Source organism: Selenomonas sp. FOBRC9, from assembly GCF_000287655.1.
GTDB classification, from domain to species: domain Bacteria; phylum Bacillota; class Negativicutes; order Selenomonadales; family Selenomonadaceae; genus Centipeda; species Centipeda artemidis.
Genome location: NZ_ALJR01000039.1, coordinates 75,427 through 87,389 on the forward strand (window position 1 = coordinate 75,427; position 11,963 = coordinate 87,389).

Genomic DNA, 11,963 nt, shown 5'->3' on the forward strand with positions numbered 1-11,963 from the left:
CACTCCCATACATTCAAAAATTTCTCTATTTATTATACCATTGAAAGCAAATTCCGCGCAACCTTGCCAAGCCGTTTCATACAGACAAAACGGGACTGCCGCACACATCTGTGCGGCAGTCCCGTCTCTTTCTGCGCGGCACGTTCCATGCCGCCGCCGTATTCGGTTAGAAGCTCCAACGGACGCCGGCGTCCATGCGCCAGTCGGTTTTGACATCGCCGCCGAAGGTCTTTTCAAAGTCGCCGTACAGGCTGCACTTCTCGCCGATCTTCACGGTACCGCCAATCTGCGCGCCGACCCACGTATCCTTAAAGTCCTGATGCGTGTGCTTCCACGGATTGATCCCGTCGGAATAATCGGTATGCAGACTGCCGGAGAAGGCGTGGTAGAGCGATACTTTCGCAAACCATGTGCTCCGATTCGTCTCACGGCCGAATCCGATGCCGAGCCGGCCGATGAGGCTGTTGAACGCGCCCTGCCGTACGTACATCTTCTGATATACGCCGCCGACCATGTAATCGGTGCTGCCCGCATAATTCGCGCCGTTCAGATGCGTGTAGATCAGTTCGGCCTGCGGCTCGATGAAGCCGCCGTTCTTCCCGCGGATTCTCTTGCCGTATTCCGCAGAGAGCGATCCGCCCCACGCGCCGTAGTCGCCTTTGACATAGTGCCCGAAGTCGTTGTAGACGGAGTATTCGTTCGTAAGGCGGCCGACCTTCGCGATGAGATCGAGATATTGGCCGTCTTTTCCCGTCCACGTTCCGTAGATCCCGAGGTTCCCTTCTTTATTCTTGCCGCTGCCGCTCGCGTAGCTCGAAGAGCCCTTCATATAGCTGCCGGCAAGACCGACGCGCCACGCGGGGGATACCTTCCAATCATGTCCGACCTGGATGGTCGAATAGTTCATGCGGAAGTCCGCGCGATCCTTGTCACTGCTCGATTTACCGCGGTAGAACCGCACCCAGGTGCCGATCTGCTCGGGCGAAAGGCGCAGGTCGCCGAGACGTTTCATAAGGTCGTTCGACTCTGCACGCCACGCCATCGCGGACGCCGTCATCGCGGATTTCACGCCGCTCATGAGCTTCGTCTCGTAGTCGCCGTACTGGATATCCGAGAGAGCGACACGCGTGACCCCTTGGCTCAGACCGTTGGCTCCCAAACGCACGCGATAGGTCTTTGCCGATGTCGTCATGCCGTCGGCGATCGCAGCGTTGAGGCGCAGTCCCTTGACCCCTTCATTTTCGATATTGCCGATGTCGCCGCTGTAAACGAACCGCTTTGCGAGTGTCTCGGCGACCTTCTCATCGCCTGCGTCGCTGCCGCTGAACGCGTCGGTTGCAAGCGTCAGAGAATTGTTTGTGCCGATGATGTTTTGAACGGTGAACCGCCCGGTGTTCCGCAGGGTCAGCACACCGTCCGGGGTTGCTGTGCCGCGGTACAGGACTTTTGCCGTCCCTTCATAGCTGCCGATACGCGCTTCCTGATTCGACTGCTGCACAATGGTGCCCTGCGCCGAGAGTTTCGTCAGATCCGAAGCCCCGGTCACATTCCATACCGCCATGCGCCCGAGCGTCAGCTCCCGCGTCCCGGTCGGTGTTCCCGCACGGTAGAAGGATACGCCGCTCTTTGCCGCAGTACCGATGCTGCCGGTGAACACGGTGCCCTCGCCGTCGAGGGTGACGGCCAGATTTCCGCCCTTGCTGATAATATCGCTCTTCAGCACGGAGTTCTTGCCGGTCATTCTGAGATTGAACGTCCCGTCATTCTGCGTGATATTGCCGACGAGCGAGCTCGTCTTGCCCGTGCCGTCCAGCTTGACGGTGCCGCCGTTGTTTTCGACCGCGCCCTTAATGTCAAAGCCGGAGGCGATGCCCACGGAAGAACCTGCCGCCGCGCGGATGCTTCTGTTTGCCGCACCGTCTGCGGCGGTAATTGACAGACGATCGCCCGTCATATCCACCTTGCTGTTCGCCGCGGCATCAATGCCGTAGTTCTTGGCATTGATGGCAAGGGTCGTGCCGGAACCGCCCGTGATATCGACGGGCTTGCCGTCTGCCGCGGCGATGCCGGTATCCGCCGTGATGGACGTTGCTTTGCTGAAATAGTATTTACCGTTTTTCAGCACGCCGCCCGTCGCATAGACGGCATCCGTATCCACATCGCCCGTGATCCCCTGCGTAAATACCGTCGTCACCTGTGTATCCGGGATGTCGGTCGAAGGCTTGTAGGTATAACCGCCCTGTCCTGTCGCTTCATTGAACGTGATTTTCTCCGTACGGCTTGCCGAGGATGTCGTAAGGCCTTCGGCAATCTCCGTTTTGCCCGTGAGGTTGCGTTCGCCCGTCGTATATGCCGTATAGTAGAGTTTGTTCGCGAGAGCGTTCAGCGTCGCGCTGACGAGGTTCTGATCGGCCGCTTTGGTTGAGGCCGTATTGAGACCGTTGCTGTCCGTGCGCATCGTAACGGTACTGCCGGCCGCCGCCTTGCCGATCGTCAGCTTGCCGCCGTAGATCGTCGTCGGTGACAACGCGTCATGGCGATAGAGCATCGTCGTCGAGCCGTTGAACTCATCAATCGTGAGATCGCCTGTCTCGCCAAGTCCCTTCTCCTCAATGGAGGAGGAACCCGTCTGTACGGGAGCGCCGCTCAGGCTGTTGCTCGAAGCGAGGAAGCGGTTCGTTCCTGTCATATCGATGAAACCGCCGCTGCCCGTGAAGTATTTGACCCTGCTGATTGCCGGGTTGTTGCTCTGATCCTTCTGCTCCTGCGTGATAGCATTGTGCCAGATCGCGCCGTCGGAGAGCTTGAGCTGCATATTATTTCCAACGTTGAAGCCCGTCCAGCTCGTTCCTTCGCCGCTCATCTCCACTTTCATGGAACCGTTGGAGAAGCCCTTCCAGTAAGAGCCGTTCTTCATGAAGAGGTTGACCGCACCGAGCTGTCCCGGCGTCACGCCGTAGCCACTCGTATCGGCATAGTTGCCGAGCCAGTGCGAATCCGCCGTCGAAAGACCGACGGAGACGCGCCCCTTCGTACCCATGCCGCCGTTCGTGACGATGTCACCTTCGATGACGGCGCGGTTCGTGCCTGCGCCGTTGGCGAGGCCGTCCGCTCCCTTCGTGACGTTGAAGTTGACCGTGCCATAGTTCTCCGAAACGAACTCGCCGTAAGCGCGAATCGCCGCCCATGCACTGCCGGTGGCGCGAATCGATCCGCCGCCGATGTCGACGCGCGAAGCGACGGCGCTGACACCCTCGTTCGCGCCCTTGCCATCGGGATATGTACCGTCTACAAGAATGTCGACGAGTCCGTCAATCGTGATGCTCGATTCCGCACCATCGACGCCGTTCATCGACTTGATAACAGCGGGACTCGCTTCTTTCTTGCCGACGGTGCGCAGCGTGAGTACCTTGCTTTCAAGATCTGCACCGCCGTTTTCAATGTGGACGGAGCCACCGCCGTTGGCAAAGAGCGTCGGGGCATAAGCGCTGCCCGTATTCGTTCCTGTGATGGAGATCGCACCCGCATTCTTGATATTGACCTGGCTTCCCTTGCCGACTGCGCTGATGCCTACGACCGTACCGTTTCCTGTGGCTTCAATCGTCAGCTTCCTGCCGTTCATGTCGATATTGAGCGGCTGTGCGGCATTGACATTCGATATCGCGGGAGAGTTCGCAGGTGTCCACGGTCCGCCGATCACTGTTTCAGAATCATCCGTCGTGATTTTTGTATCCTTCGTGAACACATAGTTACCGTCGCCCTTGCGGACGCCAGCATTCACATAGGGAGCGTCGTGCGTTTCATCGCCTGTAATGGATGTGGTGAACTCTGTCGTGGTCTGTGATGCCGGGGGATCGGCGGCAGGCGTATAGACATAGCGGCCCTGTCCGCTTGCCGTATCGAACGTGATGTCCTCGATGCGCTTGCTTGCAGCAGAGGTCGTCAAGCCTTCGGCGATCTCCGCCTTGCCCGTGAGGTTCCTTTCTCCCGTCGTATAGGCCGTGTACCAGAGCTTGTTGGCGAGCGCATTGAGCGTCGCGCTGACACGGTTCTTATCCACCGCCTTCGTCGATTCCGTATTGAGACCGACGCTGTCCGTCGTCAGCGTAATGGCGCTTCCCGCTGCCGCGTTCTTGATCCGGAAGTCTCCGCCGATCATCGTCGTCGGCGTCGCAGCATCATGCGCATAGAATACGCGCGTATGGCCGCTGTAATTGTCAATCGTGATGTCCTTGGCGTTCTTCTGGAAGATCGCGCCTGCATTGTTGGCATTGCTGCCACCCTTCAAAGAGGCAAGACGACTGCCGGCAAAGGACACCTTTTCAAGAACAGCGGAGGATTGGTTCCAGTCCTGATTGTTCCACACAGCACCGTTCGTCAATAAGAGACTCACTCCATTTACGGTCTCTCCCTCTTTATGAACAACACCGTTCAAAGCGGACTCCGCTGTAGTCAGTGACAGATCTATACTGCTATTGGGTCCTGAATGAATATTTCCACGCAAGATTACCTTATGCGTGCCTTCCTTGTTTACCTTAATGGTCCCATTGTTGTCGATAGACCAACCATCCAAAGAGGCTTTATTCAGTGTGACATCCAGACCGTCCGTCTCAATTGCAGCATCTTTACTTGCGGAAAGTCCCTTTGCCGCATCGCCACCCGTGGCAGATATATCCAAATCCCCTGTTATTTTAATTGTTGAGCCGCCCTTAGCATTCCAAACACCGTATGCCTTTCCCGTTCCACTCTTGACATTGATCTTTACCGTATCTGCGGCAATTGCAATGCCCTTTTCACCGCTGTTTTTAATCCCCGTGACAAGTCCGTTATTTCCTTCGCTCTTGACCGTCAGCACATGTCCGCCGGCATCAATCGTCAGCGGATTTTGGGGAAATCCCGTGTTGGAAATGGCTCCGGCATAAGATGTCTTGGATATGGTCGTATCCTTCGTGAACTTATAATTTCCAGGACTGGGTTCAACATTGGCATCCTTGTATTCCGCAACTTCTTTCTGCGTAAGCTGCGTCGTAAACTCCGTCTTTGTCTGCTCCCCGATCGGCGGAGTCGGCGGGGTTGTCGTATAGCTGCCCTGCCCTGTTGTGCCGTCGAAGGTGATGTTTTCGATGCGCTTGCTGGCCGCCGATGTCGTCAGGCCTTCGGTGATTTCCGCCTTGCCCCTGAGATTCCTCTCTCCTGTCGTATAGGCCGTGTACCAGAGCTTATTGGCGAGCGCATTGAGCGTATCGTCCACAAGCTTCTTGTCCGCTCCCGACGCTGCCTCTGTGTTCAGGCCGCTGTTGTCCGTCGTCAGCGTAATGATGCTGTCCGCAGCCGCCTTACCAATCTTCAGCGCGCCGCCGATCATCGTCGTCGGCGTCGCAGCATCATGCGCATAGAACACGCGCGTATGGCCGCTGTAGTTGTCGATCGTGATGTCCTTGGCGTTCTTCTGGAAGATCGCGCCGGCATTGGCTGCAGCATCGCCGCCTTGCAAAGTAGCAAGATGGCTGCCCAGCCACTTGTCCGTGACGCTGGATCTCTGTTCATTCGTCCATCGCGCACCATTCTGCAGGGTCAGGTTGAACTGACCGACATCATGCGCCGTGAAGCCGCCGGAGCCGAAATCTGCCCGATTGACGTCATACGTTGCCGCGCCCGTCCAGGAAGAATCTGCTGTCGTCAAAGAGACGTTCAGCACGCCCTCCTTTTCAAAATCAACAAGCTGACCGCCGCTGTATTCGACTGTCTTCTTTCCATATTCACGCGTGACATACATATCGCCCGTGATATTCGTCTTTCTGCTGCCGCTGACACCCTCGGGCGTGTTGATGTTCACCGTGCCCTTCTCTGCACGGACGGCATAATACTGCTTCGTATGATCGGCATCCTCGGCAGCCGACATCGTGCCGCCGCCGACATCGATCACGCTGTCCGCGCCGACCGTCTGCAGTACGCTGCCCTTGATATTCTGAATATCGACATTGCCCTTGACTGTGATCTTAGTCTCATCGCCTGTCGTTTTGAGCGCAGCCAGATTGCGTCCGTCGTCTGCACCCTTGTTTTTCGTGTCCACGCGATCAGCCCGTATGGACTGCACAGTGAGATCGCCGTCGATCGTGACATCGCTCGGGGAACCAATGGTACCGGATGTCTGAATCGCCGTCGCATTATATCCCTTTGCATGAACATCCTCGATGACGACAGGTCCCTGAATATAGATATGGGAATTTGCATCCGACTGGATGCCGGTAGCCGCACGCGTATCCGTATTCGATGCCTTGATGGTCAGCGCCTTTTCTTCGCCGCTGTTCACAATTCGGATGCTCTTGTTGTTGCCGCCGTAAATTGCGCTGGAAATCTGGTTCTTACTGTTTGCCTCAAGGTGCAGACTATGACCGTTCATATCGACGACCATCGGATGCTGCTTATCGTATGCAGTATTATCCGTGTAGAGCGCGGAGACAATGCGGTTGCCCTTGGTATTCGGCTGTGTAGCAATCGCCTGGCGATCATAGGTCAGTGTCTCGGATTCCGTAATCGGATCAGTCGTCACTTCCGAAGCCGGCGTATAGACATAGCTGCCCTGTCCGCTTGCCGTATCAAACGTGATGTCCTCGATGCGCTTGCTTGCAGCGGACGTCGTCAAGCCTTCGGCGATCTCCGCCTTGCCCGTGAGATTCCTCTCTCCCGTCGTATAGGCCGTGTACCAGAGCTTGTTGGCGAGCGCATTGAGCGTCGCACTGACACGGTTCTTATCCACCGCCTTCGTCGACTCCGTATTGAGGCCGACGCTGTCCGTTGTCAGCGTAATGGCGCTTCCTGCTGCCGCGTTCTTGATGCGGAAGTCTCCGCCGATCATCGCCGTCGGCGTCGCAGCATCATGCGCATAGAACACGCGCGTATGGCCGCTGTAATTGTCAATCGTGATATCCTTGTCATTCCTCTGGAAAATCACACCCGCATGGGAAGCATCGCTGCCACCCGCGAGGTTCGTCAGACGGCTGGCAAATCCTGTCGGCTGGGCCGTGTACTCCTCATTATGCCAAGCGGCGCCATTCTGGAGCCAGAGATTGAGCGTCCCAACGCCGGAGATAAGCCCTTTGATGTACGATGTTCCGGTCGTAAGTGCAGCATCCACACGGCTGCCGGACTCCCGGGCGGTAATATTGCCGTCGAGCATGACTTCGCTGCTGCCGACCGTGCCGTCCTTGACATTGACGTTGATGCGCCCGTCGCCCTGTACATCGAGCGTCACCGCATCCTTGGATGCGGCATTCGCCTTGGCACGGAGGCCTTCCAGCGTCACCGTGCCGCCATAAGCCTGGATTGCCTTGCTGCGCTCCGTGCCTGCGACATCGATTTCCGTCATGCCGGAGATATTCGTCGTACCGCCCATAGACAAAATGCCCCAGGCAGTCTGCAGCGGAGCGACCGAAGTCGTATCGTTCACGAGGAGTTTCAGCGTCTTCGCCTTGATATCAAGCGTCTTTCCGGAATTAGCGATAGCAGCGCCTTGTGTGACGCTCGCGATCCCGCTGCCATTCTTGATCGTCAGGACGCGATCTGTTGCATCGATGTGAACATCCTCATTCGGTATAATTGTGCTGCGGAGCCCACCCTGGTCGTTTTGATACGTGATGGTCGAGTCCTTCGTGAAGCGATATGTGCCGTCTACCTGACGAACATTCGCATCGATGTATTCCTGATCCGAATCCGTACCGCGAAGGCGTGTTGTGAACTCCGTCGTCGTCTGCTCCGTGCTCGGCGGGGTCGGCGAGGTCGTCGTATAGCTGCCCTGCCCTGTTGTGTTGTCAAACGTGATGTTTTCGATACGCTTGCTTGCGGCAGAGGTCGTCAGGCCTTCGGCGATCTCCGCCTTGCCCGTGAGATTTCTCTCTCCCGTCGTATAGGCCGTATACCAGAGCTTGTTCGCGAGCGCATTGAGCGTATCGTCCACAAGCTTCTTGTCCGCTCCCGACGCTGCCTCTGTGTTCAGGCCGCTGTTGTCCGTCGTCAGCGTAATGATGCTGTCCGCAGCCGCCTTACCAATCTTCAGCGCGCCGCCGATGATCGTCGTCGGTGCTGCAGCATCATGCGCATAGAATACGCGCGTATGGCCGCTGTAGTTGTCAATTGTGATATCCTTATCGTTCTTCTGGAAGATCACACCCGCATGGGCAGCATCATCGCCGCCCTTGAGGGAAAGCAGCTGGCTTCCTATGAATTTCGCCGCAGTGAGCGCGCTCTTTCGCGTATTGTAATCTTCATTCGTCCAAACAGCGCCATTCTGCAATGTCAGCGCATTGCCTTTTGCCTCGCCGTTCTGCTGAGGACTGACCGGAAGACCGAATTCCTCGTCCTCGTCTTCATCCTCACCGCCGCCGCTTGAGGCCACTTTTTGAATGATTCCGTTCAAAACAGACTGCTCCGTCGTCAGCGATATATTGGTATTCCCTTCCTCACCTGTCTGAACATTGCCGTTGATGACCACCTCATGTGTGCCGTCGCTGTTGACCGTGACCGTGCCGTTGCTGTTGCTGATGGCCCAGGCGCCGTTCGTCGAGTCCTTGTTCAGCTCTACATGCAGCCCATCCGTTTCAATCGCCGCACCCCGGCTCGTGACGAGACCCTGCGCAGTCTGGCTGCTCTGCCCCTTGATATCGAGGTCGCCCTTGATCTTGACGACAGAGCCGTCCTGATTATTGCGTATGCCAAAAGCACGGCCATCGCTGCTCTTTACGTCAATCTTCAGAGCATTCGCCGTGATCTTTATGCCATCCTTGCTGTTGTTGTCCATGCCGAGGATGAAGTTGCTGCCGTCGCCGATCAAGGTCAGCGTCTGACCGCTTGCATCGACATTGAGCGGCTGTTTCGGATACGTTGTTGCTGCGATAATGCCGTCATAGGAGCTTCTGCGAATCGTCGTATCCTTCGTGAACTTGTAATTGCCGGGTGACGGCTCGACATTGGCCTCCTTGTACTCAGCAACTTCTTTCTGCGTGAGCTGCGAGGTGAATTCCGTCTTCGTCTGCTCCGTGCTCGGCGGAGTCGGCGTGCCGCCCGTGTAGCTTCCCTTCTCGTTGCCGAAGGTGATGTCCCCCTTGATGGAGGACGTCGTCAGGCTCTCACCAATTGAGAGCTTGCCCGAAAGCTTGTTCTCGGCAAAGCTCTTGTACGTCAGCTTGTTGGCAAGCGCATTGAGCACCGCAGTCTGATTGCCTGTCGTTACGCCGGCGCCGTCGGTAAAGAGGGTAAAGACATTCTCGGTGTCTGCCTTCGCCTTGTTGATGATGATGTCGCCGCCCTTAAAGAGCGCCGGTTCAGCCGCATCATGGGTATAGATTGCCGCCGTATGGCCGCTGTAGTTTTCAAGTACGAGCGGATTTATGCTCTTCTGGTAGATGATGCCGCGCTGTGCTTCCGTTGCACCGCCAACGAAGTTCGTGACGCGGCTCTGCGCATTATAGAACCTCCCGACAGTACCGCCTGCCCGGGTTTTGGCAGCCGCCATCATGCCGGCTCCCATATCCTCGTCGTCCTGATAATAGCGCTCGTTGCGGCCTTCATTGAGCCACTTTGCGCCGTTCTGCAGATAAAGATTCGCCGTGCCGCCGTTGTCAACAAGGCCGTGCAGATAGGACTTATTCGTCATAAGGGCAACATCAAGCCTGCCCGTGGGCAAAGCAAACAGATCGCCGTCGAGCTTCACGTCAGCGATTGCATTTTCCGGCTTGCCGTTGCCTGGCTTCGTCCCATCTTCTCCCATATTCATGGAAATCGCGCCCTGATATGCGGCAAGCGCGTAGTAGCTGTACTTCATGCCGGCAGGCACCTGAATGGAGCCGCCGCCTGCGAGGCGTACACTGCTGTCCTTGGCATTCGTTGTCACGCCGTTGCCGTAAACGGTCATATCCACCTCACCGGTTACGGTCACCGTGCTCTTTTCGACCTGTGTCAGAATGCCTGCATTATTAAAGCGCGAGAATACATTCTCACGATTGAGCGGAATGCCCCACCGATCCGTCTGTTCGCCTGCAATCTTCAGATTGCCGTTGATGCGGATTCCCGATGCGACGCTCGCTTCATAGGATTTCTCCCCCAAACGGTCGCTCTTTTGAACTGCGACGCCGTTGCCGCCAAGGCCGCCTGTCATCGAGATATTGAGCGGTCCGTTGATGGTAATCTTCGATGCCTTGTCCTTCAGTGCATCGAGCTGGACGGCATTCGTCAGCGTATTGCCGCCGTCAAGCCCTCGTGTGAGGATATTGATTCCCTTCGCCGCACTTACGATGAGATCCGTTCCCTTGGCGTAGATTCCCGTCGGATTTCCCACGGTGTTTTCCACCTGCAGCTGCAGGAGATTTTTCTTCGCACTGATATTAAGACGCTTGCCGCCGGTTGCAGAAATAGCCGCAAGCACATTCGTCGATTTGTCGCCGAGCTTGTCTTTTCCGATGCTGACAACGGTATCGCCGTCCCAGCCCTGCCGCGTCGTGACCGTATCGGTGTATACGGCATTGTCTTTCCAGACGGCATTCTCATTGAGTGCCGCTGCGGTCGTCGTTCCGCCCAGTTCCGCCGGCAGCGTCATGACGACAGATGCCGTATTGCCGTAGACCCAGTCCGGCTCGATCATCGTGATCTTGTTGAAGCGGCTGAATGCCTTGTTCTCGGAGAAATCCTTCGCCTGCCATATATGTTTCGCCGCATCATCGCCGTCCGTATAGGCCTGCAGGGTATCGCCGAGTTCGAGCCAGAGACGCTTCGTATAGTATTCGGCGTTGAGCTTGCCGAACCAGCCCTCCTGTTCGTGCGCAACGGCAATCTCCGTCCAATCGTCGGGATGTTCCGACATCAGGTTGGACATGGTCGTCTGGTAGACATGCGCATTGATCTGGCTGCCGCTCGGGCTGAGGTTGTACGTCATGACGTAGGCAGTACCGTTCGGCAGGATCTTCAGATCGCGCATATCCTCGCCGGTTCCCTTGACATGCTCTGGAATCGAGGCGCGGCGCTGCTCCGTGCCCAGGATGCGCCCCGTATTCTGATCGATCTTAGCGATATTGAGCGCCGTATAGTGGGTATTTCCCGTCCCGTTATAGTGCTGATAGCCGCCGATGCAGGAAATAAGGATATGGTCGTTGAACTTATTGAGCCTGCCCTGATCGATGTTGCGGCTGATGCGCGTATAGCTTCCGAACTTCAGACTGCCATCGTCCTGGATGTCGTACTGCATCAGGAAGCCGTCGTCGTAGGGATCGTAGCCCGCGAGCGGGTTGACGGACGCCGCCACATAGAGCCTGCGCCCATCGACAAGCAAAGCTTCACCGTGTACCTGCGCTTTCGCCGGATCGCCCGTGTAGATTTTGCCCTTTTCGCCTTTTGGATCCTCGTCGAGGTTCTGAAACGTCTCGGTGAAGTTATAGCCACAGTACTGCTTGATGTCATTCTTGAGATTGACGACAGCTGTTTTGTTTTCCATCAATCGCTTGCCGCTTTGGCGAAAGACGCCAATCTGTCCCATATCATAGCCGGTCATATAGATATGCTCGTCACTAGCCGCCGCCGCATGCATATTCGGCACAGTTTCCGTCTTCCCGCTCGCCACGCTCGCCGCCGCGCCTGCGGAATTCGGATCGATGAGAGCGGTGTTCTCAAGCTCCGTCGTGCTGTAGGTGTACTGTCGCAACAGGAGCATGCTCTTGCCCTTCTGATGGAAACCGAAGGAGGCAGGGTCGCGGTTGAGGTTCTTCAGCACCCCTGCCTGTGGCGCCGCATCGACCTCCGTCGTTACGCGCGAGCCAGTGACCGCGCCCATCTCGCTATTGCCGTAATCCGAAGGAATCGTCGAAACCAGATTGGCGGCATGCACCGACGAGCCGTAGAGCAGCCCGCCCACGACAAGAGCCGTCAGGCGCAGGCGCCGCGCCTTGCTGAAATACTCCTTCATCTTCTTTCCCTCC

The 11,963-nt window shown here is 56.8% G+C and carries 2 protein-coding genes; both read right to left on the reverse strand.

Features of this window, described 5'->3' with window-relative positions; all coding sequences use genetic code 11:
- Positions 1–32: 32 nt before the first annotated feature.
- Complete coding sequence (locus HMPREF1147_RS12170) at positions 33–179, reverse strand: hypothetical protein (RefSeq protein ID WP_009438289.1); 147 nt, start codon at positions 177–179, stop codon at positions 33–35.
- The gene (locus HMPREF1147_RS09265; protein WP_009658694.1) at positions 167–11,950 is read right to left on the reverse strand and encodes an autotransporter domain-containing protein; all 11,784 of its coding nucleotides are present in this window, start codon (positions 11,948–11,950) and stop codon (positions 167–169) included. The genes HMPREF1147_RS12170 and HMPREF1147_RS09265 overlap by 13 nt, the downstream gene beginning before the upstream one ends.
- Positions 11,951–11,963 lie beyond the last annotated feature (13 nt).